The 25,637-nt window shown below is 65.7% G+C and carries 25 protein-coding genes and 2 pseudogenes; 9 read left to right on the top strand and 18 right to left on the bottom strand.

The features are described 5' to 3' along the window. Positions 1–22 precede the first annotated feature (22 nt). The 9 genes from era to MJ205_RS15010 all read right to left on the bottom strand — a co-directional run bounded on the left by era (position 23) and on the right by MJ205_RS15010 (position 7,507). Positions 23–1,099 carry a GTPase Era gene (gene era, locus MJ205_RS14970; RefSeq protein WP_394680463.1) on the bottom strand — a complete coding sequence of 359 codons (1,077 nt, stop codon included), beginning with the start codon at positions 1,097–1,099 and terminating at the stop codon, positions 23–25. 6 nt (positions 1,100–1,105) lie between these two features. Next, positions 1,106–1,789, bottom strand: coding sequence for a ribonuclease III (gene rnc / locus MJ205_RS14975; protein ID WP_239809193.1), 684 nt, complete (start codon positions 1,787–1,789; stop codon positions 1,106–1,108). Beyond that, a complete protein-coding gene (locus MJ205_RS14980; protein ID WP_373449979.1) occupies positions 1,790–2,158 on the bottom strand; it encodes a DUF4845 domain-containing protein in 369 nt (122 codons plus the stop codon). Between the two features lie 25 nt (positions 2,159–2,183). Then, entirely contained in the window at positions 2,184–3,152 is a 969-nt protein-coding gene (gene lepB, locus MJ205_RS14985; RefSeq protein ID WP_239809194.1) for a signal peptidase I, read from the bottom strand. Between the two features lie 26 nt (positions 3,153–3,178). After that, positions 3,179–4,987, bottom strand: a complete 1,809-nt coding sequence (lepA, locus tag MJ205_RS14990; RefSeq protein WP_239809195.1) for a translation elongation factor 4 — start codon at positions 4,985–4,987, stop codon at positions 3,179–3,181. A gap of 156 nt (positions 4,988–5,143) precedes the next feature. Continuing rightward, positions 5,144–6,094, bottom strand: a complete 951-nt coding sequence (locus tag MJ205_RS14995; RefSeq protein ID WP_239809196.1) for an MBL fold metallo-hydrolase — start codon at positions 6,092–6,094, stop codon at positions 5,144–5,146. Between the two features lie 66 nt (positions 6,095–6,160). Next, entirely contained in the window at positions 6,161–6,445 is a 285-nt protein-coding gene (locus MJ205_RS15000; protein WP_446715086.1) for a hypothetical protein, read from the bottom strand. A gap of 5 nt (positions 6,446–6,450) precedes the next feature. Continuing rightward, the gene (locus MJ205_RS15005) at positions 6,451–6,846 is read right to left on the bottom strand and encodes a nuclear transport factor 2 family protein (protein ID WP_239809198.1); all 396 of its coding nucleotides are present in this window, start codon (positions 6,844–6,846) and stop codon (positions 6,451–6,453) included. A 19-nt stretch (positions 6,847–6,865) separates the two neighbouring features. Beyond that, on the bottom strand, positions 6,866–7,507 hold the full coding sequence (locus MJ205_RS15010; protein WP_239809199.1) for a DsbA family protein: 642 nt from the start codon (positions 7,505–7,507) through the stop codon (positions 6,866–6,868). Positions 7,508–7,582: 75 nt separating this feature from the next. Here MJ205_RS15010 and MJ205_RS15015 point away from each other — a divergent pair, with 75 nt between their 5' ends. The 3 genes from MJ205_RS15015 to MJ205_RS15025 all read left to right on the top strand — a co-directional run bounded on the left by MJ205_RS15015 (position 7,583) and on the right by MJ205_RS15025 (position 11,126). Continuing rightward, positions 7,583–8,551 carry a LysR family transcriptional regulator gene (locus MJ205_RS15015; RefSeq protein WP_239809200.1) on the top strand — a complete coding sequence of 323 codons (969 nt, stop codon included), beginning with the start codon at positions 7,583–7,585 and terminating at the stop codon, positions 8,549–8,551. Between the two features lie 77 nt (positions 8,552–8,628). Next, positions 8,629–9,249, top strand: a complete 621-nt coding sequence (locus MJ205_RS15020; RefSeq protein ID WP_239809201.1) for a M17 family peptidase N-terminal domain-containing protein — start codon at positions 8,629–8,631, stop codon at positions 9,247–9,249. 230 nt (positions 9,250–9,479) lie between these two features. Further along, positions 9,480–11,126: an ABC-F family ATP-binding cassette domain-containing protein gene (locus tag MJ205_RS15025; protein ID WP_239809202.1), complete on the top strand. Its 1,647-nt coding sequence runs from the start codon at positions 9,480–9,482 to the stop codon at positions 11,124–11,126. Here MJ205_RS15025 and MJ205_RS15030 read toward each other — a convergent pair. Further along, entirely contained in the window at positions 11,123–11,290 is a 168-nt protein-coding gene (locus tag MJ205_RS15030) for a hypothetical protein (RefSeq protein ID WP_239809203.1), read from the bottom strand. The genes MJ205_RS15025 and MJ205_RS15030 overlap by 4 nt on opposite strands. A gap of 72 nt (positions 11,291–11,362) precedes the next feature. Between MJ205_RS15030 and MJ205_RS23790 the strand changes: the two are divergent. The 3 genes and pseudogenes from MJ205_RS23790 (at position 11,363) to MJ205_RS15050 (ending at position 13,826) form a co-directional block, all read left to right on the top strand. Continuing rightward, positions 11,363–12,257 (top strand): annotated as a pseudogene (locus MJ205_RS23790) (LysR family transcriptional regulator). Between the two features lie 70 nt (positions 12,258–12,327). Continuing rightward, the gene (locus MJ205_RS15045) at positions 12,328–13,242 is read left to right on the top strand and encodes an NAD(P)-dependent oxidoreductase (RefSeq protein WP_239809205.1); all 915 of its coding nucleotides are present in this window, start codon (positions 12,328–12,330) and stop codon (positions 13,240–13,242) included. A 101-nt stretch (positions 13,243–13,343) separates the two neighbouring features. Continuing rightward, positions 13,344–13,826: a ribosomal protein L7/L12 gene (locus MJ205_RS15050; RefSeq protein ID WP_239809206.1), complete on the top strand. Its 483-nt coding sequence runs from the start codon at positions 13,344–13,346 to the stop codon at positions 13,824–13,826. A 58-nt stretch (positions 13,827–13,884) separates the two neighbouring features. Here the strand turns inward: MJ205_RS15050 and yghU are convergent, their stop codons facing one another. Further along, entirely contained in the window at positions 13,885–14,721 is an 837-nt protein-coding gene (gene yghU / locus MJ205_RS15055) for a glutathione-dependent disulfide-bond oxidoreductase (protein ID WP_239809207.1), read from the bottom strand. A gap of 261 nt (positions 14,722–14,982) precedes the next feature. On the opposite strand from yghU, the gene MJ205_RS15060 reads away from it, so the two are divergent. Next, positions 14,983–15,732, top strand: coding sequence for a type 1 glutamine amidotransferase (locus MJ205_RS15060; protein WP_239809208.1), 750 nt, complete (start codon positions 14,983–14,985; stop codon positions 15,730–15,732). 65 nt (positions 15,733–15,797) lie between these two features. On the opposite strand, the gene serS is transcribed toward MJ205_RS15060, so the two are convergent. From serS to MJ205_RS15075, 3 genes are all read right to left on the bottom strand, one after another. Then, on the bottom strand, positions 15,798–17,114 hold the full coding sequence (serS, locus tag MJ205_RS15065; RefSeq protein WP_239809209.1) for a serine--tRNA ligase: 1,317 nt from the start codon (positions 17,112–17,114) through the stop codon (positions 15,798–15,800). A gap of 115 nt (positions 17,115–17,229) precedes the next feature. After that, complete coding sequence (gene ispH / locus MJ205_RS15070; RefSeq protein ID WP_239809210.1) at positions 17,230–18,213, bottom strand: 4-hydroxy-3-methylbut-2-enyl diphosphate reductase; 984 nt, start codon at positions 18,211–18,213, stop codon at positions 17,230–17,232. Positions 18,214–18,215: 2 nt separating this feature from the next. Continuing rightward, a complete protein-coding gene (locus MJ205_RS15075) occupies positions 18,216–18,701 on the bottom strand; it encodes an FKBP-type peptidyl-prolyl cis-trans isomerase (RefSeq protein WP_230775199.1) in 486 nt (161 codons plus the stop codon). A gap of 263 nt (positions 18,702–18,964) precedes the next feature. On the opposite strand from MJ205_RS15075, the gene radC reads away from it, so the two are divergent. Together radC and MJ205_RS15085 are read left to right on the top strand one after the other, a co-directional pair. Beyond that, positions 18,965–19,663, top strand: a complete 699-nt coding sequence (radC, locus tag MJ205_RS15080) for a RadC family protein (protein ID WP_239809211.1) — start codon at positions 18,965–18,967, stop codon at positions 19,661–19,663. Continuing rightward, positions 19,660–20,319: pseudogene (locus tag MJ205_RS15085) on the top strand (Smr/MutS family protein); the annotation flags it as partial. The gene radC and the pseudogene MJ205_RS15085, both read left to right, overlap by 4 nt. Before the next feature lie 169 nt (positions 20,320–20,488). On the opposite strand, the gene MJ205_RS15090 reads toward MJ205_RS15085, so the two are convergent. From MJ205_RS15090 to MJ205_RS15110, 4 genes are all read right to left on the bottom strand, one after another. Then, on the bottom strand, positions 20,489–21,604 hold the full coding sequence (locus MJ205_RS15090; RefSeq protein ID WP_305852687.1) for a M48 family metalloprotease: 1,116 nt from the start codon (positions 21,602–21,604) through the stop codon (positions 20,489–20,491). Between the two features lie 42 nt (positions 21,605–21,646). Further along, complete coding sequence (locus tag MJ205_RS15100; RefSeq protein WP_239809212.1) at positions 21,647–22,240, bottom strand: LemA family protein; 594 nt, start codon at positions 22,238–22,240, stop codon at positions 21,647–21,649. Positions 22,241–22,452: 212 nt separating this feature from the next. Next, a complete protein-coding gene (locus MJ205_RS15105) occupies positions 22,453–22,851 on the bottom strand; it encodes a group II truncated hemoglobin (protein ID WP_239809213.1) in 399 nt (132 codons plus the stop codon). Between the two features lie 106 nt (positions 22,852–22,957). Further along, the gene (locus tag MJ205_RS15110) at positions 22,958–25,474 is read right to left on the bottom strand and encodes an ABC transporter permease (RefSeq protein ID WP_239809214.1); all 2,517 of its coding nucleotides are present in this window, start codon (positions 25,472–25,474) and stop codon (positions 22,958–22,960) included. Between the last annotated feature and the right edge of the window lie 163 nt (positions 25,475–25,637).

The raw sequence follows: 25,637 nt of genomic DNA on the forward strand, positions 1-25,637 counted from the left end.
AGACGGTGCGCCAGGGTTGTGCTTATTCGTAGCCGAAGGACTTGACCCGGGCCTCGTCATCGGCCCAGCCGGACTTGACCTTGACCCAGACCTCCAGGAACACCTTGGCGTCCAGCAGCTTTTCCAGCTCCTGGCGCGCTTCGGTGCTGATGCGCTTGAGCTTTTCACCCTTCTCGCCAATCACCATCGCCTTGTGGCCATCGCGCTCGACGACGATGGTCGCGGCAATGCGCATGAAGCGGCCATGTGTCTTGCTGGGCTCTTCGTCGAACTTGTCGATGACAACGGTCGAGGTGTAGGGCAGCTCATCGCCGGTAAAGCGGAAGAGCTTTTCGCGCACCGTCTCGGACGCCAGGAACTTCTCGCTGCGGTCGGTCAGCTCTTCGGGACCGTAGAACCAAGCCTGCTCGGGCAGGTATTTTTCGCAGATGCCGAACAGGCGCTCGATATCGCCCTTGTTCTTGGCCGACATCGGTACGAACTCGGCAAAGGGGTGGCGCTCCTGCATGTCACGCAGCCAGGGCGCAATCTCGTGGCGGCGGTGCACGGTGTCGAGCTTGTTGGCGATCAGCAAGGTCGGAATGCCGGGCTTGAACAGCGACAGCACCTTGGCATCGGCCAGCGTAAAGCTGCCCGCTTCGACGACGAACAGGATCAGGTCCACATCACCGATGGCACCCATCACCGTCTTGTTGAGCGACTTGTTCAACGCGCGCGAATGGCGGGTCTGGAAGCCGGGCGTATCGACAAACACGAACTGGGTGTTGTCCTGCGTGCGGATACCGGTGATGCGGTGGCGTGTGGTCTGCGCCTTGCGCGAGGTGATCGAGATCTTCTGGCCGACCAGCGCATTCATCAACGTGGACTTGCCCACATTGGGCTTGCCAACGATGGCGATCAGGCCGCAGCGCTGGGGGCCGGTTGGCGCGGCAGGCGCCTCGGCCTGGCCGGCATCGGGGGCGCTGACGCGCGCCACGGTCGCACCGGGCTTGGCGGCGGCCAGCATCGCGTCCAGGTCGGAGAGGGTCTGGCCCGAAGGCAGCAGCTCTGCAGGGGCTTGGCCAGCAGCGCTTGGAGAAGGAGATTTTTTCGAGGTCATAAAAGCTTAGCGATGCTGGGTCTGCAGTTGTTGCAACATGATGGCGGCTGCCGCCTGCTCGGCCGCGCGGCGCGATGCGCCAGCGCCTCCGCTGCGGGCCTGGAAGGCCGGCACCACACAGTCGACATGGAAAGTCTGCGCATGCGCAGCACCGGTGGTGCCGGTCACCACATACTCCGGCACCGATTTCTTGCGTGCCTGCAGCCACTCCTGCAACGCCGTCTTGGCATCCTTGGACGCGGCGGGCATGTGCTGCGAGATCTCGACACGCTCATAGAGATGATGCACGATCGCCTCGGCCTGCGTATAGCCGGCATCCAAGTAAACCGCTCCAATAATCGCCTCGACCGCATCGGCCAGAATCGAAGGACGCTCGCGTCCGCCCGATTTGGACTCGCCCTCCCCCAGACGCAGCACCTTGGCCAGCTGCAGGCGCAGCGCAATCTGGTGCAAGGTGTCCTGCTTGACCAGGTTGGCCCGCATGCGCGAGAGCTCGCCTTCCGGGGTGCCCTTGAGCTTCTGGAACAGCATCGTCGATACCGCCAGGCCCAGCACCGAGTCACCCAGAAACTCCAGGCGCTCATTGTGATCCGCACAAAAACTACGGTGCGTTACCGCTCGCTGCAGCAACGCACCGTTCGCAAAGGAATACTGCAGGCGTTCCTGCAATCGGCTGAGTTCTGATTCCACCTACTTCACACTATCGTTAAAACGGAAGACCAGATAGGCCGGCCCGTACAGCGGGATATCGCGCTCGTAGCTGTACGACACCACAATCTTGCCGTCCGTGTCCTTGGTCACTTCCAGATCATTGGCATTGACCGAGGTCATGTCATCAATGGCCTGCGAGCGCTCATAGATGGCACGCACTTCCTGCACCGTAGTGCCCTGGCGCGCGGCCTTGACCGCGGCCTTCTTGATGTTCATGTTCTCGATCACGATCGGGACGGCCTTGCTGCCCACAATGGCCAAGGCCACGATGATGAAACCCCAGAGCACCACACCGATGAACGACATGCCGCGCTGGCGGTGCCTTGGTGCTTGTTTCATAGTCTGCATAGCCAATCCCTCTTAGAAAACTTTTTTAGTTAAACGGTCCGATACGCTTGATGTTACCGAAATTCATCCAGACAAAGAAGGCCCGGCCCACAATGTTGGCATCCGGCACAAAGCCCCAGTAACGGGAATCGAGCGAGTTGTCGCGGTTGTCGCCCATCATGAAGTAATGGCCTTCAGGCACCTTGCAGGTCACGCCTTCGACGCTGTAGCGGCAGTTGTCCTTGTACTTGAAATCCGTCACGCCCTGGACAAAATTGGGCACATCCGGGTTGATGATGGCGCGGTGCGTCTTGTCACCCAGCTGCTCCTCGATCTGCTTGAAGTAGCGCATCGCATCCTGCTCGAAATAATCGGGCTGGTTGGTCGTCGGCACCACCTTGCCATTGATCGTCAGGCGCTTGTTGATGTAGGCCACCTCGTCACCGGGCACGCCCACCACACGCTTGATGTAGTCCATGCTGGGCTGCGGCGGGTAGCGGAACACCATCACATCACCGCGCTTGGGCGCCGTGCCCTCGGTGATCTTCTTGTTGATCACCGGCAGGCGCACGCCATAGGTGAACTTGTTGACCAGGATCAGGTCGCCCACCTGCAAGGTCGGGATCATCGAGCCCGACGGGATCTTGAACGGCTCGAACAGGAAGGAGCGCAGGATGAAGACCACGGCGATCACCGGGAACAGGCCTGCGGTCCAGTCCAGCCACCAGGGCTGCATCAGCAGGCGCGTCTTACCCTCTTGCACGTCGATGCCATCGACCTTGTCGATCCCCTGGGCATCGAGCTGCCGGCGCCGCTCGGCCGCCGACACTTCCAGCTGCGCGGCAGCCGCCTGGCGCCGGGGGAAGAAGTAAAAGCGCTCCGCCAGCCAGTAGGCGCCGGTGATCACCGTGGCCAAAAACAGCAGCAGTGCAAAATTGCCTTCGATGGCGCCGCTGTACCAGGCGCCCATATAGGCCACAAAGGCGGCCAGAATCAGTGTTGTCAGGAGTTGCATAGCTTTGCTTTTGGCTTCTTCTCTTCTTAATCGTCCACTTGCAGAATCGCCAGGAACGCCTCTTGGGGCACTTCGACCGAGCCGATCTGTTTCATGCGCTTCTTGCCGGCCTTCTGCTTTTCCAGCAGCTTGCGCTTACGCGTGATGTCGCCACCATAGCACTTGGCCAGCACGTTCTTGCGCATCGCCTTGACGGTTTCGCGGGCGATGATGTTGGCACCAATGGCCGCCTGGATCGCCACGTCGAACATCTGGCGGCTGATGATTTCGCGCATCTTGGCCACCACCGCACGGCCCCGGTAGACCGACTGCGAACGGTGCACGATGATGGACAGCGCGTCCACCTTCTCGCCGTTGAGCAGAATGTCGACCTTGACCACGTCGGAGGCCCGGTATTCCTTGAACTCGTAGTCCATCGAGGCATAGCCGCGCGAGACCGATTTGAGCTTGTCAAAGAAGTCCAGCACGATTTCGCCCAGCGGCATTTCGTAGGTGAGCATCACCTGGCGGCCGTGGTAGGCCATGTCCATCTGTACACCGCGCTTCTGGTTGGCCAGGGTCATCACCGGGCCTACATAGTCCTGGGGCATATAGAGGTGCACGGTCACAATCGGTTCCCGCACCTCTTCCAGACGGCCGGCATCGGGCATCTTCGAGGGGTTTTCCACATCGATGAGTTCGCCATCGGCCTTGAGCACCTGGTAGACCACGCTGGGCGCGGTGGTGATCAGGTCCTGGTCGAACTCGCGCTCCAGGCGCTCCTGCACGATTTCCATGTGCAGCAGGCCCAGGAAGCCGCAGCGGAAGCCAAAGCCCAGCGCCTGCGACACCTCGGGCTCGTAATGCAGTGCTGCATCGTTGAGCTGCAGTTTTTCCAGCGCGTCACGCAGCTGGTCGTATTCGGAGGCCTCGGTCGGGTAGAGACCTGCGAACACCTGGGATTTGACTTCCTTGAAACCCGGCAGCGGCGCGCTGGCGGGGCCCAGGTTGTTGGGCAGCTTCTTTTCCAACGTGATGGTGTCACCCACCTTGGCGGCCTTCAGCTCCTTGATGCCGGCAATGATGTAGCCCACCTCTCCGGCCTTGAGCACATCGCGCGGCTCATTGGCGGGCGTGAACACGCCCAGGCTGTTGGCTTCATAGGCCGCGCCGGTGGCCATCATCTTGAAGCGCTCGTTCTTCTTGAGCTGGCCATCGACCACGCGCACCAGCATCACGACGCCCACATAGGGGTCAAACCAGCTGTCCACGATCATCGCGCGCAGGGGCGCTTCGGGCTCGCCCTTGGGTGGCGGCACCTTGGCCACCACGGCTTCCAGAATTTCTTCAATGCCCATGCCGGTCTTGGCCGAGCAGGGAATCGCGTCGCTGGCATCAATGCCGATCACATCTTCGATCTCGGCCTTGGCATTGTCCGGGTCTGCATTGGGCAGATCCATCTTGTTGAGCACCGCGAACACTTCCACGCCCAGGTCCAGCGCGGTGTAGCAATTGGCCACCGTCTGGGCTTCCACGCCTTGCGACGCATCGACTACCAGCAGCGCGCCTTCGCAGGCCGACAGCGAACGCGAGACTTCATAGGAGAAGTCCACGTGGCCGGGGGTGTCGATCAGGTTCAGGTTGTAGACCTGGCCGTCCTTGGCCTTGTAGTGCAGGGCCGCCGTCTGCGCCTTGATGGTGATACCGCGCTCTTTCTCGATGTCCATCGAGTCCAGCACCTGTGCCTCCATGTCGCGCTCGGCCAGGCCTCCGCAATATTGGATCAGGCGGTCCGCCAAGGTCGACTTGCCATGGTCAATATGGGCAATGATGGAAAAATTACGAATGTGCTGCATTAACAAACAACGGAAAAAGGCCTGGAATCGGGCGCGCACGCCAAAGGGGGCTGGAGATTCCAGCCAAAACACGCATTGTAGGCAAAAAGCAATGCACCCCAGCGGGGATAGCCGATCCCGCCGGGGTGCGGTGCTGTGGGCCGTATCAGCCCCTCATCAATGCCACTGCATCTCGCCCTTGGCCACCTTGGCGCTCAGTGCCAGGCCTTCCAGACCGCCCAGGTTGGGAAAGCGCTGCTTCATCGCCGCTTCCAGCGCAGTGCCGTCCTTGGCCTTGGCCGTTTCTTCGTCAAAGGCGCGGATGTAATCGGCGGTAAAGTCCACGGCCGCCGTGCCCGCGGGCATCGTGCCGGCAAAGTGGCCGGGGATCACCACATCGGGGCCCAGCGCCTTGATGCGCGCCAGCGTCGCCAGCCAGTCGCTGTGCGACTGCGGCGTCTGGGTATCGGCCATCCAGACATGCTCACCGGCCATCACCGGGATGCCACCGGCCACCGTCTTGATCGACGGAATCCAGACCACCGTGCGGTCCGGCGTCGGGCCGTCCAGGCCAATCAGCTGCAAGGCCTGGCCATCCACCTGCAGGCTGTCGCCCTGCAGCGGCTGCGGCACCACCAGCTGCTTGGGCGCGTTCTCGCCCAGCTTCGGGCCCCAGACCTTGAGCTTCTCGTCCTTCGTGGCCTCGATATGAGCAATGGTCTGCGGGGTCGCCACAATCCTGGCTTCCGGGAACGCGGCTTGCAAGGTGTCCAGACCAAAGTAGAAGTCCGGGTCGCCATGGCTGATGTAGATGGTCGTCAGGCGCTTGCCGCTGGCCTTGATCTTGTCGGCCAGCTTGCGCGCCTGCTCGGCCGAGAACTGCGCATCGATCAGCACCGCCTCGGTCTTGCCCTGCACCAGCACCGAGGAGACGGCAAAGATCGCTTGTTCGCCAGGATTGAAGACCTCGGTGGTCAGGGTCGCCTGTTGGGTATCGGCCGGCGCGGGGGCCACAGGCGCGCTGGCGGCCGGCGCAGCGGGCGCCGGCTGGGTGCTGCTGCGCTCACAGCCCACCAACAGGGCAGCGGCCATCGCACAGGCGGACAGGGTGTAGTAGCGTTGTTTCATGGTCTGGTTTGCTTTCAAAAAGGGATTCAACAAAGGTAGGCGCAGGCCAGGCTGCAACCCGGTGATTCAGGCTCCGGCAGCAGCGCCGTCTGCCATCGCTTGCGCCAGGGCTGCGTGGAACTGGGCCAGTTCCTGCGCCAGGCTTTCGCGCTGGCGAAAACGCTTGCCGGCGCGCTCGTACCAGTTCTCGGCGTCTTCCAGATCGCCTTCCTGCAAATGCACGATGCCGTGCAACCAGGCGGCCAGCAGGCCGGGAATGCGCTGCACGCCATCGTGGGCGGCATGCCAGTCACCCGCTTGCAACTGGGCCGCCAGCCCCTGCAACTGGTGCAGTTCGTCCGGCGTCTGCATGGCCGTCATGGCTGCATCGCCTGGCGCATCGCAGCGCTGTCCACCACCTGCTCCATGCGGATGATCTGGCCACCGCGCAGCTGGTACAGGTGCGAAAAGCCCGCCTCCATCGCCCGGCCGCTGGCGCGGTGGGTGCCGGTGTAGCGGCCAAAGGCGGCCACCCGGTCGCCATCGGCCAAGTAGCTGTGCACGTGGACGCGGAAGTCCGCCCAGTCGCTGCCCAGCCGCGCAAACACACCCTCCACTATCTGCGCGGCGCCCACATACTCGCCGGCATAGGGCGATCCGGCCGCCTCTATCCAGCGCACATCGGGCGCCAGCGCCGCCATCAAATGGCGGGCGTTGTCCTCGGGGCTGCCTTCATAGGTGGCACGAATGGTGTCCAGGTTGCGGGTGGTCATTGAGAGTCTCCGTACAGATTCAGGCAGCCAGGCACTGCGCCACAAAGGCCTGGGGGTTGGAGAAAGCGGCGCTGGCGTTCAGCAGCTGGCGCTGGCCATCGCGCTCCAGCACAAAGCTGGGCACACCTTGCGCACCCAGCGCACGCATCAGCTGCCGGGCCTGGGCCATTCGGGCGTAGTTGGCGTCCATCAGCGCGGCATCGGGTTGCGCCAGCCGGGCGGCAGCGTCGTTCAGGCCCAGGCAGCGCAGCAGATCGAACAGCACGGGAATGGCCGTGTTGTCCAGCCCATCCACATAGCGCGCATGCTGGATGGCCTTGAGCGCCTCGGCCTCGCGCTCTGGTGCCGTCAGGTGCACGGCCGTCAGCGCCACCGTGGCGGGGCCGCTGTCAAACATCTGTTGCGGCTTCTCGAGCACCTCGCTGCGGTAGCGCTGGCTGAAAGGCTGGCCGGTCAGGCGCTCGATGCGCTGGTCATTGCTCCAGGCATAGGCGGCAAAGGCCTCGTCCATCGGGCGGGCGCCTTCGCCCGAGAAAAGTCCGCTGGGCAGCAATTGCAGCTGCTTGCCGCCTTGCTGCGCCAGGCTTTCCAGCACCGGTCCTGCGCCATAGCACCAGCCGCAAAGAGGATCAAAGAGGTAATAGAGGCGTTTCATATCCATTGCTTATCGAATGCGATGGCGCCATAGTAGTCAATTTGGATTGACAAATAAACCGTAATCAAATAGATAACTCGTATGCAAAAAGCAAACAATCTTGATGATGCGGCGATGGGCCACTTCTCCAACGTCAAGCGCCTGGCCTATTTCAGTGCCGTGGTGGAAACCGGCAGCTTCACCGCCGCCGCCGCGCGCCTGGGCATCACCAAGGCGGTGGTCAGCCAGCAGGTAGCGCGGCTGGAGGCCGACTTCCGCACCAGCCTGCTGACGCGCAGCACCCGCAAGGTGGTGCCCACCGATGCGGGCCAGGCCTTCTACCAGCGCTGCGCGCTGATCCTCAAGGAAGCGGCCGACGCCTTTGACGAGCTGGCCCAGGGGGCCGAGGCGCCCACGGGCACCTTGCGGCTGACGGCACCGCTCGATTACGGCATTGCGGCCATCGTGCCGGCCATCACCGCCTTCTGCCGCCGCTACCCGCAGTGCAAGGTCGACGCCTCGCTCAGCGACCAGTCGCTGGACCTGATGGACGGGCAGGTGGAGCTGGCCATCCGCGTAGGCTGGCTGACCGAGCTGCACCTGCAGGCGCGCCAGATCGGCAGCTTTCGCCAGTTGCTGGTGGCTTCGCCTGCGTGGAAGCCACAGCTGGCCAGCATGGAGGAGCCGCAGCAACTGGCCGCCCTGCCCTTTGTGGCCAATACGGCGCTGCGCGATCCGCTGCACTGGAGCTTTTCGCGCACGGCTCTGGAGCGCCAGAACGTCAGCATGCCGTCGGTGCTGTCGCTCAACGCCACGATGGCCGTGCGCGAGGCGGTGCGCCACGGCGCAGGCCTGTCGGTGCTGCCCGACTATGCCGTCGCCGATGACCTGCACAGCGGCCGGCTGCTGCAGGTGCTGCCGGATTGGAAACTGCCCTCGGGTGGCATCCATGCCGTGTTTCCCGCCGCGCGCTTTCGCCCGGTGAAGGTGCGCGCCTTTGTCGAGCTGCTGCAAGAGCAGCTGGCGCAGCAAGACGCCAAAGCCGGAGGCCCTCCGGCAGCAGCCGGTTGATGCGCTTGTTAGGATGGGCCAACACCCTGGGCGGCATCCAGCCGCCGCGCAACCCCCTCTGACAGGAGATACCCCCAATGGCAGCAGCAGCAGCAGCAGCAGTAGAACGTAGCGATATCGGGCAGTACCGTGGGGTGCGGCTGGAGCTGGTGACGGTCGATGCCACCGGCGCGCAGGTCGATCTGTCCTGCGCCTGCATGTTCACGCATGAAGTGGACCACCAGCCCATGGCAGGCGGCCTGGCCCACCTGGATGCCGCCCTGGGCGGCCAGCTGGCCCAGGCCCGGCGCGATGGCGCGTTCCGCGCCCAACCGTTGGAGACGCTGCTGATCACACCGCCCGCAGGCGCCGCGCAAGCCCCCGCCATTGTGGTGATCGGCATGGGCCACCCCGAGGACTGGAGCCCCGCGACCAGCGCCGCTGCGGTGGCCTGCGCATTGCGGGTCGGTCACCTGCGCGGTGCGCGCAGCGTGGCGATCGCGCCCAGCATTCTGGACACCGGCATCCACTCCGATGAGGACGTCAACGGCCCCATGCTGCATGGCTTCAAAACCCAGCTCGATGCCCTGCACCAGCTCCACAGCCTGGGGCTGGCAGCCGCGCCCGCCATCGAGCACTGGGTGTTCGACACCGGCGCGGCCCATTTCCCGCACAAGCTGCAGCAGTACCGGCAGGCTTTTGCATCCATGATGGGCTGAGGGTCGGGCAGCGGCGGCCCTTGACCGCTGCGCCATGCGGCCTACAATGGGCCGCTTTCTTACCTGTGCGAGGTCTTCTACCCATGCGCTATTGATGCTGCCGTCTTGCTGACGGCCCCACGTCCCGCCCCTTGATCGCAGCGGCTGCCCTATCTCTCACGATGGCCAAAGCTGCAGGCTCACCAGCCATGGCTCGGGGATGTTCGGCATCGATGAATCTCACGGGTGGTATGACAGACACGCATTTGACGCTGCATGGCGTCTCCTATTCGCTGCCGCAAGGCCGGCAGCTTTTCTCCGATCTCCACGCCCGCTTTGACCGCCAGCACACCGCGCTGGTCGGCCGCAATGGCGTGGGCAAAACGGTATTGGCCCAGCTGCTGGCCGGCGCGCTGGAGCCCACCAGCGGCCGCATCAGCCGTGCAGGCCGCATCCATTACCTGGCGCAGAACCTGCTGGTGCAGCACCCCGCGCAAAGCATTGCCGAGCTGGCTGGCCTGGCACCTGCGCTGGCAGCGTTGCAGCGCATCGAGCAAGGCAGCAGCGACCCGCAGGACTTTGCGCTGCTGGCAGAGCGCTGGGATCTGCGCCAGCAGTTCCAGACCCTGCTGCAGGACAGCGGCTTGCCCGCGCTACCCGCCGAGACCCCGGCCCACACCTTGAGCGGCGGCCAGGCGATGCGCGTGGCGCTGTTGGGCGCGCAACTGGCCCAGGCCGATTTTCTGATTCTGGACGAGCCCAGCAACCACCTGGATGCCGCCGGCCGCGCCGCACTGGCGCAGCGCCTGCAACACTGGCCCGGCGGCCTGCTGCTGATCAGCCATGATCGGCGCCTGCTCGCCCAAATGGAAGTGATCGCCGAGCTGAGCAGCCAGGGGCTGAGCATGTACAGCGGCTCCTTCGGCGGCTACCAGCAGGCGCAGCAGCAGCGCGCGCAGCATGCGCTGGATACGCTGGCCCGCAGCAAGCAGGAGCGCAAACGCAGCGAACAAGCGCTGCAGGGCCAGCAGGAGCGCCAGCAACGCAAACAGGCGCGGGGCGACCAACAGGGCAAGCAAGCCAACCAGGCCAAGATCCTGCTGGGCCGCGCCAAGCAGCGTGCCGAGGCCACCTCGGGCAAGCTGGTGGCCCAGCATGCCGCCGTCCGTGAGGCCTTGAACGCCCGCGTCAGCGAAGCCGCCCAGGCCATCGACTGGCAGGCCGGCCCCATCCACTGGCAGCTGCCGCCCGAGGCCTTTGAGCAAGGCCGCAGCAGCGATGCCCTCGTCGCCGAGCTGCAGGACCTGCAGTCCCCCCGCCTGGCGGGCAGGCAGCCGCTGAACCTGCAGCTGCGTGCAGGCCAGCGCCTGGCTATCACCGGGCCCAACGGCTGCGGCAAAAGCAGCCTGCTGCAGATCCTCGCCGGCCAGCTGGCGCCAAATGCAGGCCAGCGCCAGCTGCATGTGCCCTGGGCCATGCTGGACCAGCAGCAAAGCCTGCTCGACCCCGCGCGCAGCCTGCTGGCCCAGCTGCAGCAAGGCAACCAGCAGACGCCGGAAGGCGTACTGCGCATGCGCCTGGCGCAGCTGGGGCTGGATGCGCGCTGCATTCTGCAGCCCAGCGGCGAGCTGAGCGGCGGCGAACGGCTCAAAGCCGCCATGGCCTGCGCGCTGTACCGCGATGCGCCCGCGCAGCTGCTGCTGCTGGACGAGCCCGACAACCACCTGGACCTGCCGGCGCTGCAAGCGCTGGAGCAGATGCTGCGCAGCTACCCTGGCTGCCTGGTCGTCGTCTCGCACGATGAGGCGCTGCTCGATGCGCTGGCCTTGACGCACCGGCTGGCATTCGACGGTGAACGCTGGGAGTTGGCGCCATGGAGAAGCGGTACGCAGTCCTAGCCTCCGCCTGGTGGTACCCGGAAGTTCTCGCTGATGCGGCGCTCGGCGCGCTGGCATAGATTCAGCCAGCCATGCCAGCGCCGGGCCAGCCAGCTGCGCGGCAGCGGGGCCGCTGGCGGTGGCGGATGGGGCAAGGGTTCAGGCAGTGGTCGAGGGTTTTGCATGGCCACCGATGCTCGGCGCCGGCCAGACTTCTGTAAAGTTGAATTTCCTATGCATTCACTTCAGAAAAACTGATGCGCAACCTCAACCTCGACCAGGTGCAGACCCTGGTCGCCATTGCCGACCTGGGCACCTTTGCGGCGGCCGCGCAGGCGCTGCACCTGTCGCCACCGGCCATCAGCCTGCATATCAAGGAGCTGGAAACGCGCATGGACACGGCCTTGCTGGTGCGCGGCCGGCGCCAGGCGGTGCTCACGGCGGCGGGCGAGCTGCTGGTGGCCCATGGCCGCAAGCTGCTCGACGCCAGCGATGAGCTGATCGACCTGGTGCAGCGCCGTGCCAGCGGCCGCGAAGGACTGGTCAAGGTGGGCGTGTCGGCAGGGGTCAGCACCCGCTTGCTGCCGATGATGCTCGAACAGCTGAGCAGCCGCAGCCCGGGGGGTGGAGGTCAAGCTCGAAGCGGTGGGTTCGGCCGATGCGATGCAGCGCCTGCGCACCGGCTCGCTGGATGTGGCCATTGTGGCCAGCCCCCAGCCCAGCAGCGCCGAGATCGTGCTGACACCCTGGCGCAATGACCCAATGGTGGTGCTGCTGCCCGCCGCCTGGAAGGCGCCCAAGCGGGTAACGCCGGACTGGCTGGCCGGCAAGCGCTGGGCCTCGTTTGCACCAGCCACACAAATGCATGGGCTGATCGCCGGCTGGTTCGGGCAGGCCGGCCACCACCCCCGGCCCTTTCTGACCCTGAGCTACCCCGGCGCCCTCAAAAGCCTGGCCGCTGCCAGCCAGAGCGCGGTCATCCTGCCGCTCGAAGAGGTCGAAGACCAGCTGCAGCTGCCCGGCGTGCAGGTGCGCCATCTCTGGCCCCGCCTGATGCGCCCGATGGCCGTGGCCCACCGCCGCGATGGCAGCCACAACCCGGCAGCCGCTGCGGTGCTGGCGGTGCTGGCCGCCTTTGCGCTGCCGGGCTGATGTCCTGTGTTTGACAGGGGCCAGGGCCCCGCGCCTGCCATCATGGATGGATACCAACAAGGAGACATGCATGGCAGACAAGATCGGTTTTATCGGCCTGGGCCGCATGGGCAAGCCCATGGCTGCCAACCTCGTCAAGAAGGGTTTCGCACTGGTCGTCCATGACCTGAACCAGACGGCCGTCAAGGACCTGGTCGCGATGGGCGCGCAAAGTGCCGAGGTGCCCGAACTGGCCCGTGACTGCAGCATCATCGTCACGATGCTGCCGTCCTCGGTGGAGGTGGAGCAAACGGCGCTGGGCGAGGGCGGCATCTTTGCACATGCCCAGCCCGGCAGCATCCTGATGGACATGAGCACCATCGATCCGCTGGCCACCGACCGGCTGGCGCAGCAGGCCGCTGCCAAGGGCCTGTCGATGGTGGATGCGCCGGTGGGCCGGCTGGCCGAACATGCCGACCGGGGCGAATCGCTCTTCATGGTCGGCGCCAGCGATGCCGACCTGGCCCGCGTGCAACCCCTGCTGAACGCGATGGGCACCACCACCCACCACTGCGGCCCTGTGGGCACGGGCGGGCGCACCAAGCTGGTCAACAACTACCTGGCCGTCACCCTTACCCAGGTGAATGCCGAGGCGCTGGCGCTGTCGCAGCGCTTTGGCCTGGACATCGGCAAGACCTTGCAGGTGCTGCTGGGCACCTCGGCCACCAATGGCCAGCTGCGCATGAACTTTGCCAACAAGGTGCTGCTGGGCGACACCACGCCGGGCTTCACGATCGACCTGGCCCACAAGGACATGTCGCTGGTCATCGCCGCCGCCCATGCGAGCAAGGTGCCGATGCCGGTGGCCGCTGCGGTGCATGAGTCGTACAGCCTCGCCCGCGCCAGCCAGCACGGCGGCCTCGATTTCTCCGGCATGGCCGATGTGCTCTGCGGCCTGGCAGGCATCGACAAGCCGCGCGTGCCCAAGGGCTGGACACCCGGTTGAGGGGCTGATCCCGGAGGCTGCGATGTCAGCCCTTGTCCTATGCCCGCCGCAGCGCAAAATGGGTACAAAGACTGCTGTTCCACCCTCTGCCGAGACCCGCCATGTCCACGCCTATCCCTGCCCCTATCGCCACTCTCTGGCGCAATAACGACAAGATCGCCGCGATCAAGCGGCTGCGCGAAGCTACCGGCATGGGCCTGGCGGAGGCCAAGAGCGCATTGGAGACGCAGCTCGATGGTGACGATGGACGGGAGCTGCCCGGCGGTGCAGAGGCATTGCGCCCCGCGATTGAAGCGGCGCTGGCGCGGGGCGACAAGATCGTCGCCATCAAGCTGCTCAAGGATGCCACCGGCATCGGCTTGAAAGAAGCCAAGGACCGCATCGAATCCGGCGACCCCCAGCAGTGGTTGCCGGAGCCCAACGCCGCCACGAGCCCCGGCAGCACGCCGGCCGCACCCGCTGCTGCAGCGTGGATGGCACCGGACCATGAGCCGGGCCGGGTGCGCAGCTCGGGCGCCTGGACGGCGGTTTTCGCCGTGGTACTGGTTCTGCTGCTGGCGGGCTGGTACTTCTGGCGCGCCTGATCGGCAGACCGCCGGGCTGCGCTGCGCGTCAGCGCGCGGCAGTCCGGCCGCCTAAGCGTCAGCGCTCAAAGTCTGCTGCACTGTGCCGCTCGGGCAGCGGTGCATCGCCCCGGATGCGGTTGACCCGCTTGCCGCGTTGCACCGCAGGGCGCTGCGCGATCTCATCGGTCCAGCGGCGCACATGCTGGTAGGACTGGACATCCAGGAACTCGGCCGCGTTGTAGACCTCGTTGTTCAGCAGCGCGCCATACCAGGGCCAGGCAGCCATGTCGGCAATGCTGTAGTCCTGTCCAGCGATAAAGCGGTGCTTGGCGAGCTGGCGGTCGAGCACATCGAGCTGGCGCTTGACTTCCATCGCATAGCGGTTGATCGGGTAGGCCATCTTCTCGGGCGCATAGGCATAGAAGTGGCCAAAGCCGCCGCCCAGAAATGCCGCGCTGCCCACCTGCCAGAACAGCCAGTTCAGCACCTCGGTGCGGGCCGCTGCCTCCTTGGGCAGGAACTGGCCAAACTTCTCGGCCAGGTGCAGCAGGATGGAGCCCGACTCGAACACCCGCACCGGCGTGCTGCCACTGCGGTCCAGCAGCGCGGGGATCTTGGAGTTCGGGTTGACCTCGACAAAGCCGCTGCCAAACTGGTCACCCTCGCCGATATTGATCAGCCAGGCGTCGTACTCGGCCTCGGCAATGCCCAGCTCCAGCAGCTCTTCGAGCATGATCGTCACCTTGACGCCATTGGGCGTTCCCAGCGAATACAGCTGCAAGGGGTGCTCACCCACCGGCAGTACCTTGTCGTGCGTGGCGCCCGCTTCGGGGCGGTTGATATGGGCGAAGGCGCCCCCATTGCCTTTGTCCCAGGTCCAGACCTTGGGCGGTTGGTACGGTTGATCCGACATGCTTTACCTCAGCTTTCTGTACATGGCTGGGGCCCATCGCTGCGGCCCGGCAGGGTGCTGGCGCGTGCTGGGGGCCACCTGCTGCCGATCATAGAGAGGAGCCCGGCGCACTGCAGCGGCGCCGTGAAAGACCACAACGCAGGTTGGCAGCAGCTTGATGCCATCTTGATGGCGGGCCGCACAGTCTAGACATGCGCTCAATGCCGGGCTTTCTACAGTGGGGGCCTCTCCACCCAGGGCTTGAAGCGCAAGCCACCCTCCATGAAACCTGTCGCCATCCTCCAGCATGAAACCTCGCAGGGCCCGGGCGTGCTGCTCGCGCACCTGCAGCAGCAAGGCATCCCCTATGCATTGATCACGCCCTGCGACAAGGGCATCGCGGCCATGCGGGCGCGCGACTACCGGGGCATCGTCGTGCTCGGCAGCAACCACTGTGCCAATGAGCAGTTGCGCTGGATCGAGCAGGAACGCTGCCTGCTGCAAAGCGCCCTGGCGGCGGAGGTGCCCGTGCTCGGCCACTGCTTTGGCGCGCAGATGCTGGCCCGCGCGATGGGGGCCCGCGTATGGCGCAACCCCTGCGCCAACATCGGCTGGAGCCGTGTCTGGATCACCCCCGACGCGCAGGCCTGCATGGACCTGCCCGCCGAGGCCACCCTCTTCAACTGGCACTACGACAGCTTTGAGATTCCGCACGGCGCCCGCCGCAGCATGTACGGCCGCCACTGCCTGAACAAGGGCTTCGTGCATGGGCCGCACTGGGCTTTCCAAGGCCATCTGGAGGTCACCGCTCAGAGCGTGCGCGACTGGTGCGACGAAGGCGCGCCCGAGCTGCGCAGCGCTGCAGGCCCTGCCGTGCAAAGCCGGGCGCAGATCCTGGCGCAATTGCCCAGGCATATCCGCCAGTTGCACCAGATCGCCGCGCGCACCTACAGCGCCTGGACGGCCCAGCTGCCGCGCCCGCGCCTGTTCTACATGCCCGTCTGGGGAGAGGCGCGCCTGGCGCTGGCATGAGCCGGTCCCATCAAAAAAGCCGGTGCATCGCTGCACCGGCTTGGTAGAACGCAGGGTCTGAACGCTTAGACCTTCAGCACGGCCACGCCGCCCAGGTAGGGCTGCAGCGCTTCGGGCACGGTCACCGAGCCGTCGGCATTCTGGTAGTTCTCCAGCACGGCCACCAAGGTGCGGCCCACGGCCAGGCCCGAGCCGTTCAAGGTGTGGACCAGCTCGTTTTTGCCTTGCGCGTTCTTGAAGCGGGCCTGCATGCGCCGGGCCTGGAAGGCTTCGCAGTTGCTGACCGAGCTGATTTCGCGGTAGGTGTTCTGCGCGGGCAGCCAGACTTCGAGGTCATAGGTCTTGGCAGCGCCAAAGCCCATGTCACCGGTCGACAGTGCCAGCACGCGGTATGGCAGGCCCAGGCGCTGCAGCACATCTTCGGCATGGCGCGTCATCTCTTCCAGCGCCTCGTAGCTCTTGTCCGGGTGCACCACCTGCACCATCTCGACCTTGTCGAACTGGTGCTGGCGGATCAGACCGCGCGTGTCGCGGCCGGCCGAGCCCGCTTCCGAGCGGAAGCAGGGGCTGTGCGCCGTCAGCTTGATCGGCAGCTGGTCTTCGCTCAGCACTTCATCGCGCACCAGGTTGGTGAGCGGCACTTCCGAGGTCGGGATCAGGTAGAGCGCTGCGGTGTCGGGCACCGGCTCGGCATCCTGGCCGCCCTTGTTGGCGGCGAACAGGTCCTGCTCAAACTTGGGCAGCTGGCCCGTGCCCTTGAGCGAGTCGCTATTGACGATGTAGGGCACATAGCACTCGGTGTAGCCATGCTGCTCGGTCTGCAGGTCGATCATGAACTGCGCCAGCGCGCGGTGCAGGCGGGCGATCGGGCCCTTCATCACCGTGAAGCGCGAGCCGGTCAGCTTGACACCGGCCTCAAAGTCCAGACCCAGTGGCATGCCCACATCGACATGGTCCTTGATCTCGAAATCAAAGCTGCGGGGCGTGCCCCAGCGGCGCACTTCAACATTGGCCGATTCGTCCTCACCCACCGGCACGCTCTCGTGCGGCAGGTTGGGCACGGCCACCAGCATCGCCTGCAGCTCGGCCTGCAGTTCATCCAGGCGCGTGGCCGACTGCTCCAGCTCGGTCTTCATCGCGGCCACATCGGCCTTGGCGGCTTCGGCAGCGTCCTTCTCGCCCTTGCCCATCAGCATGCCGATTTGCTTGGACAGCTGGTTGCGCTTGGCCTGCAGCTCTTCGGTGCGGGTCTGGATGGTCTTGCGCTCAGCTTCCAGCGCCTTGAAGGCCTCGACATTCAGAAACTGCTGGGGGCTCTTGCGGGTCTGCAAGCGGGCGATGACCGAGTCCAGGTCTTTGCGAAGCAACAAAATATCAAGCATGAATAACCTCTTGGGGTGGGGCAGCGCCGAGGCCTGCCCATGAAAGGGGGTGAGGTGGGCGCCGCCCACCGCGATCAAAGGGAAGTGGACGAGCCGCCAGGCCACCAGGCCTTGTTCAGCGACCCGTCTCCGGAGATCGTGCAGAAATCTCCAGCCCGCCGACATCGATTTTCAGGCCCTTGGGCAGCGGAAACTTCACCGTCTCCTCGATGCCATCCATCTTGCGCACTGATGTGGCACCCAGCACCTTGATGCGCTCGATCACCTGCTTGACCAGCACCTCGGGGGCCGAGGCGCCCGCGGTCAGGCCCACGCGGGCGATGCCGTCAAACCATTCGGGCTTGAGCTCGTCGGCGTTGTCCACCATATAGCCCGGCGTGCCCAGCTTGACGGCCAGCTCGCGCAGGCGGTTGCTGTTGGAGCTGGTGGGGCTGCCCACGACGATGACGAGATCCACCTGGCTGCTCATCACCTTGACGGCATCCTGGCGGTTCTGCGTCGCGTAGCAAATGTCCTGCTGCTTGGGCTCGCGGATCTGCGGAAAGCGCCGCTTGACGGCCGCAGTGATCTCGGCGGCATCGTCCACGCTCAGCGTGGTCTGCGTCACCACCGCCAGTTTGTCGGTCTGGCCGGGGTTGACATGGGCCACATCGCCCACTTCTTCGACCAGGTGGATACCTTCGGACAGCTGGCCCATCGTACCCTCGACCTCGGGATGCCCCTTGTGGCCGATCATGATGAACTCATAACCCTCCTTGGCCAGCTTGGCCACTTCCACATGGACCTTGGTCACCAGCGGGCAGGTGGCATCGAAGATGCTGAAACCGCGGCGCTCGGCCTCCAGCTGCACGGCCTTGCTCACGCCATGGGCCGAGAAGATCAAGGTCGCGCCCGGGGGCACGTCATCGAGCTCTTCGATGAAGATCGCACCCTTGGACTTGAGGTCGTTGACCACATAGGTGTTGTGCACGATCTCGTGGCGCACATAGATGGGCGCGCCAAACTTTTCGATCGCGCGCTCGACGATCTCGATCGCCCGGTCCACACCGGCGCAAAAGCCGCGCGGCTCAGCCAATACGATTTCCTGGGGCCGCAACATGCTCAGAGCACTCCGATCAGCTGGACTTCAAAGGTCACCGGCTGGCTGGCCAGCGGGTGGTTGAAGTCGAATTGCACGGCGCCATCGTCACGCACCTGCATCGCCACACCGGCGTAGGTGCTGGCACCATCAGGCGTGGGGAACTGCACCACATCGCCCAGCGTGTACTGCTCCATCGGATCGCCCAGCTCATTGAGCAGGCGCCGTGCCACCCATTGCACCATCTCGGGGTTGCGCTCGCCAAAGGCCTCGCCAGCGGGCACGTGGAAGGTCGCATGCGTGCCCTCGGGCAGACCCAGCAGCAGGTTTTCGACCGCAGGCGAGAGCTCGCCCATGCCCAGCGACAGGGTCGCGGGCTTGCCTTCAAAGGTGTTGATCACATCGCCCGCCGGGCCAGCCAGGCGGTAGTGCAAGGTCAGAAACGATCCGGGTTGTACCACTGGCGCATCAACAGGCAGCGGCGTCACGGGGGCCATCGGAGTAGTCATGCAAATCCCTATAAACTGGGGTGTATTGTAGGTTGTAGGGTGAAACCCCTGCATGCAACCTATATCAAAAGATGCCCGGCAGAACCCGACCAAATGGGGAGTTTTGCCCGGACAAAAGGCCACCGGCCGACAGCGAACCGCCAGGAGTGCCCGTGAACACCCATCGTTGCTGCCTTGCCCCTGCCTGCGCATGGCATGCCCCACCCCTGCCCCGCCCGTCTGGCACGCCCCCGGGGCCAGGCCAGCCCGATTGAAAGGACTGCATGCCCCTCAAAGACCTCCCCGCCGACTGCCAGCCGCGCGAGAAACTGCTCGCCAAAGGTGCCGGCACGCTCACCGATGCCGAGCTGCTGGCCATCCTGCTGCGCACCGGCATGGCCGGCAAAAGCGTGCTGCAATGGGCGGCCGAGCTGCTGGCACCACGCCAGCCCGATGCCACAGGCAGCTTTGGCAGCATCAATGGCCTGCTGCAGGCCAGCAGCGCCGAGCTCTCCCAGGTCAAGGGCCTGGGACCTGCCAAGCGCGCCGAACTGATCGCGGTGCTGGAGCTGGCCCGCCGCGCGATGGCCCAGCAGTTGCAACAACGCCGGCTGCTGGACAGTGCCGCCACCGTCAAAGCCTATGTGCAGCTGCACCTGGCCCACAAGCAGCATGAGGTGTTTGCCGTGCTGTTTCTCGACAGCCAGCACCAGCTGATTGCGCTGGAGGAATTGTTCCGGGGCACCTTGGGCCAGGCCTGCGTCTACCCCCGCGAAGTGGTCATACGGGCGCTGCACCACCACGCTGGCGCCGTCATATTGGCGCACAATCACCCCAGCGGCCAGGTCACGCCCAGCCAGGCGGACAGGCAACTGACGCAGAGCCTGCGGGCCGCCCTGTCCCTGGTCGATGTGCGTGTGCTGGACCATATCATTGTGGGCCCCGGGGCTGCACTGTCGATGGCCGAGGAAGGTGAGATGTGAGTAAACAGGACAAAGCCCGAGGCGCTTCATCGTTGCGCGAGCTCAAGCAGCTGCGCAAGGCGCTGACGGCCTTGCAGGCCGAGCAGGCAGCCCAGCGCCAGCTGCAGGAGGCCGCCCGCCAGCAGGCGCTGCGCCAGACCGAGCGCGACCGCCAGCTGTTCCGGCAGACTGTGGGCGCCGTGCGCCCGCTGCCCAGCAGCGGCCAGATCCACGCCGAGATGGCGCTGCCCGATCCGCTGCCGCTGCAGCATTGGGCTGATGAAAAACGCGTGCTGCTCGAAGCGATGAGCGACGAGTTCGACGCCAGCACCCTGCTCGATACCGATGACCAGTTGAGCTTCAGACGCAAAGGCATTGGCCGCGATGTGGTCCACAAGCTGCGTGCCGGGCACTGGACCATCCAGCGCCAGATCGATCTGCATGGTCTGCGCACCGATGAGGCGCGCCAGGCGCTGGGTACGTTTATCCGCCAGTCCCAACGCCAGGGGCTGCGCTGCGTGCGCGTGGTGCATGGCAAGGGCCTGGGCTCGCCCGGGCGCATGCCGGTGCTCAAAGGCCGGGTGCACAGCTGGCTGGTGCAGAAAAACGAGGTGCTGGCCTTTGTGCAGGCGCGCCCGGCCGAAGGCGGCGCCGGCGCACTGGTGGTCCTGCTGCGTGCCGCCACGATGACGGCCAGTGCCGTCAACGTGGCCGATGCGCTGCTGGAGATGCAGGCACTGGCCGGGCAGGCCGCCGCCGTGCCCGCCCCTGACCCGGTGGCCCAGCAGGTGGCATCCTGGGCGGCGCAGTACCGCAGCGCCAAGCCCAAGCGCTGACCGCGCGTTTTCAGGATGCCTCGGGCTTGCCCAGCGGCAAAGGGGCCGTGAAGGGGTTGACCCAGCGCTTGTCCGGGTCCTGCAGCGGCAGCGCGTCGCGCGCATCCTCTTCGCCATAGATGCGGGCGATGCGCTCTTCCAGGCGGGGATGGCTGGCCAGCCAGCGCGCGCCGCCCAGGTGCCAGAAGTCGTGCATCTCTTCGGTGCTGTGCACCTCCACGAGCAGCATGTGCTCCACCAGCGGCGCATAGGCGCCGACTGCCCCGCCCCGGGATTGCAGCGCACCGGCCTGCATCGGGTAGTCCTGCTGCCACAGCGCCTTGCGCAGTACGCGGCCCAGGCCATCGGGGTTGCGCGTCCACTGCACGGCCCGGGCATCGGCCAGGTACTCGCGCTGGCGCGATACCGCCGCCTTGAGCGCCTGCGCCGCCAACCAGCCCAGCCAGCCTACGGCCATCAACGGCCTGCCAAACAGCGACACGCCGCGCTCGACCCAATCGCGCCCGTAGTTGAACAGCATCTCCAGCCCGAACACATAGCCGGCCAACTCCATGTTGAGCCGGGTATCGCCCTCGTGCAGATGGGACAGCTCATGCGCCACTACCGCCTGAAGCTCATCGCGGCTGAGGTACTCCAGCGCGCCCATCGACACGACGATCACCGCATCCTCGGCCTCCCAGGCGGCGGCAAAGGCGTTCAGTGACAGGTCACGCGGCAGCACCATGGCCTGGGGACGCCGGGCGCCGGCGGCAATGCAAAGCTCGTCAACGATGTTCTGGTACTGCTGCTCGGCATGCGATACCGAGGGGCGCAGCGCCCGCGCGCCCAGTTGCCTGGCCAGGTGCAGCCCGCCCTGGCGCAGGTTGCTGCGCTTGATCCAGGCGCCGCCCAGCACCATCAACGTGACAATGCCGATATTGGTGGCCAGAAAACCGGCCGGGTAGTGCACCGCCACCTGCTCCAGCCGCAGTGGGCTGAAAGCCACCGCCACCAGCGCAGGCGTCCAGAACACCAGCGCCAGCACCAGGTGCACACCCACGGCAATGCCCAGCACCAGCAGCGCAAAGGCGGCCAGCAGGCCCCAGGTGCGGCGCCTTGCGCTGGTTTGGAAATCCCAGAATTTCATGCGGTGGCGGCTACGGCTTGGCAGCGCACCGGGCCATGGCCCTTAGAACTGCACACGAACGGCTTCGCGTTCCTGGGCGCTTTGCGTCGACTGCAGCATCGGCATCGCATGGAAGCCGAGGATCGAGGCCACGACAATCGCCGGGAAGGCGCGGGAGGCGTTGTTGAATTCCAGCACCTGGTCGTTATAGGCCTGGCGCGCATAGCCGATGCGGTTTTCGGTGCTGCCCAGCTCTTCGCTCAGCGAGCGCATCGTGTCATCGGCCTTCAGATCGGGATAGCTCTCGGTCAGCACCATCAGCCGGCCCAGCGCGCCCCCCAGCGCGCCCTCCGCAGCCACCATCGCCTCGGCCACCTCGGGCTTGCCGGGCGCGGCACGCAGCGCACTGGCCGCTGCCTGGGCCTGGCCGCGCGCGCGGATCACCGCCTCCAAGGTCTGGGACTCGTGCTCCAGGTATTTCTTGGCCACCGCAACCAGGTTGGGCACCAGGTCATAGCGCCGCTTGAGCTGCACATCGATCTGCGCCAGCGCATTGCTGGTGCGGTTGCGCAAGGTCATCAAGCGGTTGTAGACCAGCACGCCCCAGACCAGCACGGCGGCGGCCAGCGCCGAGACCACCATCAAATTGGTATTCATAACCCTCATCCACCCTCATTGTTTTTAGTGGCCTGATTATGGGCCAAAGCGTCGCCGGGCCCCAATAGGGAATGCAAACCAGGGTGGCCGTTGCATTTTGTGAACCTTCTGCATGACAGATGTCAAGAAATCAGGTATTGGGCTGCGGGCTCGCCGCCACAGCGCGGGGATCAGCACCCACCCGCGCAGGCATCGCGGGGGAGCGGGCCTTGTCAGCGGTTGCGCATCCAGTCGGCGGTCTGGAAAAAGCTCTGGCCCAGGCGGCTGCGCAGTTTCTCGTCCACCCCGACATCGCCCATGGCCTGGTCCATGCAGGCCAGCCACTGGTCGCGCTCCAGGATGCCGATCGAGAACGGCATATGGCGCATGCGCAGGCGCGGGTGGCCAAAGCGCTGCTGGTAGTGGTCAGGGCCGCCCAGCCAGCCGCAGAGAAACCAGAACAGCTTGTCGCGCGCATCCTGCAGGCTGCTGCCATGGGCCTGGCGCAGTTCCTGGTAGCCGGGCTCCAGGTCCATCAGGTCATAGAAGCGGTCCACCAGCGCCCGCACTTTTTCCTCGCCACCGATCCATTCGAACGGGGTGTCAAAGGGGGGTTTTTCTTCGATTTGCATAACGGGCTCTCAGGGTACACGGGGGCAGACCATCCGGGGGAGCGGGCGCTGTGCCAGCACAGCGCCCGTGCTACCGGGCCCGCGATATTACCGCTTTTGGACGGCGTCACACGGCCTCGCGCAAGGTCACGACGACCGGGCGGCGCAGCACCTCGCGCAGGCCCCACCAGCCGGCCACCAGCGCCAGCAACGCACCGCTGACACCGCCGGCCAGCGGCACCCACCAGCGTGGCACCCAGACAAAGTCGAACACGAACCGGGCCAGCGCCCAGCCGATGGCCATGGCCACCACGCTGGCCAGCACACCGGCCAGCAGCCCGACGCCGGCCAGCTCGGCCCGTTGCACCTGCTGCAGCAACTGGCTGCGTGCGCCCACGGCCCGCATGATCGCGTACTCACGGGCGCGCTCCTCGCGCGTCGCGGTGATTGCGGCAAACAGCACCACCAGGCCTGCGGCCAGCGTGAATCCGAACAGGAACTCCACCGCGCGGATGACCTGGCCCAGCACCTGCTGGAGCTGGGCCACGGTGGCGCGCAGGTCGACGTTGGTGATGTTGGGAAACTCGCGCACCAGCGCATTGTCAAAGCCCGGGACGTCTGGCGCGCGGTAGGCGGCCAGGTAGGTCACGGCGACATCATCCATCTTCGCGACCGGGTACATCACGAAGAAGTTCGCGCGCATCGATCCCCAGTCCACCTTGCGCAGGCTGGTGATCCTGCTCTCGTGCTGCACGCCGCCCATGTCAAACAGCAGGCGGTCGCCGATTTTCAGGCCCAGCGTTTCGGCAATACCTTCTTCGACACTGACGCCCCCCGCCTCGCCCGGCGTCCACCGGCCCTGCACGATCTGGTTGTGCTCCTGCAGCACATCGCTGTGGGAGATGTTGAACTCGCGGTCGACCAGGCGCTTGGCGCGGTCTTCGCTGTAGTCGCCCGGGCCCACGTCCCTGCCATTGATCTGGATGAGGCGGCCGCGCACCATCGGGTACCAGTCCCATTTGTCGATGCCGGCCTGGCGCAGCCGCTGCTGGAAGGCGTCGGCCTGGTCCGGCAGGATGTTGATGACAAAGCGGTTCATTGCATCGGGCGGCGTCGTCTGCCGCCAGGTCTGGATCAGGTCGGTGCGCAGCAGCACCAGCAGCACCAAGGCCATCAGGCCGACAGCCAGGCTGCTGACCTGGACCACGGCAAACCAGGGCCGGGCGGCCACCTGGCGGGTGGCCAGCAACAGCCAGCGTGGCGCCGTGCGCTCGTTCACCCCACGGCGCAGCAGCGCAATCGCCGCCGCGCTGAGCAGGCCAAACAGGACGATGGCCATCGCAAAACCACCGACCGCAATGCCGCCGAGCTTGGCATCGCCACTGACCAGCAGCAGCAGGGCCGCAAAACCCAGCACCCCCAGCAGCAGCACCGAGGCCGACGCCGGGCGCAGGGCACCCAGGTCACGCCGCAGCACGCGCAGCGGTGGCACCTGGGCCAGCTGCAGCACCGGTGGCAGGCCAAAGGCCAGCAGCAAGGTCATGCCCATGCCCACACCCATCACCAGGGGCCAGCCGCTGGCAGCGGGCAAGGTCACGGCCAGCAAGCCCGCCATCAGCCAGACAAACAGGTAGTGCATCGCATAGCCCAGCGCGACGCCCAGCAGGCTGGCCGCCAGGCCGACAATGACGAACTCGACCACATAGGCGCCGGCAATGGCGCGCTGGCCCAGGCCCAGCACCCGCAGGAGTGCCGCGCCGTTGAGGTGGGCACTGGCAAAGGTGCGCGCCGCCAGCGCCACGGCCACGGCCGACAGCAGCGCGGCCAGCAAGGCCACCAGGTTCAGGAATTTCTGCGCCCGCTCCAGGGTCTGCTCCATCTCGGGCCGGCCGCTTTGCAGCGACTCGATGCGCACGCCATGCGTATGCGGCTGGGCCACTTCGGTCTCGGCCCATTGCAGAAACTGCGCTGCTGCTGCGGGCTCACCGGCCACCGCAAAGCGGTACAGCAAACGGCTGGCGGGTTGTACCAGACCGGTCGCAGCCAGGTCGCTCCAGTCCAGCATCACGCGCGGAGAAAAGCCCAGAAATCCCGCCCCCCGGTCCGGCTCGATCGTCAGCACCCGGCCAATCGTGAAGCGCTTGTCTCCAAGCCACAGCACCGAACCGGTCTTGAGCGCCAGCGCCTCCAGCAAGCTCGGGTCCACCCAGACTTCGCCCGGCGCCGGAAGGTCGCGGGTGGCGCTATCGGGCTGGCCGGCAGCCGCTGCGGTGCGCAGGCTGCCGCGCAACGGGTAGCCGGCCTGCACCGCCTTGAGGCCAACGAGGCGGGATTCACCGCCATCGGCATCGTCCGCGCGGGCCATCGTCGGAAAGGTCACCGTCGTGACGCCCTGCAGCCCCAGCGCCTGGGCCTTGTCGCTGAAAGCCGCTGGTGTGCGGTTGTCGCTGACCACCACGACATCGCCGCCCAGCAGCTGGCTGGCATCGCGCTGCAGCCCTGCCTGCAGGCGGTCGGAGAAAAAGCTCACGGACGTCAGCGCCGCCACGGCCAACGCCACCGCCACCAACAGCAGGCGCAGCTCACCGGCGCGCCAGTCGCGCAGCAATTGGCGCCAGCCCAGCGCAAAAAAGTTGTGTTTCATGCAGCAAACATAACTGATGCGCGTTTACCCCCAGCCCTGGCCGGAATTGCGCGCGGAAACGCGCGCTGGCAGCCAGCCGCCCCCGGGCAACGGAGATTTCGTAGACGGCCTCCAATGGCTCCATTGAAAGAGATGATCCCCAACACGGCGATTGCGAGTTACG

The sequence above is a fragment of the Comamonas sp. B21-038 genome, assembly GCF_022387135.1.
Lineage (GTDB): Bacteria > Pseudomonadota > Gammaproteobacteria > Burkholderiales > Burkholderiaceae_C > Comamonas > Comamonas sediminis.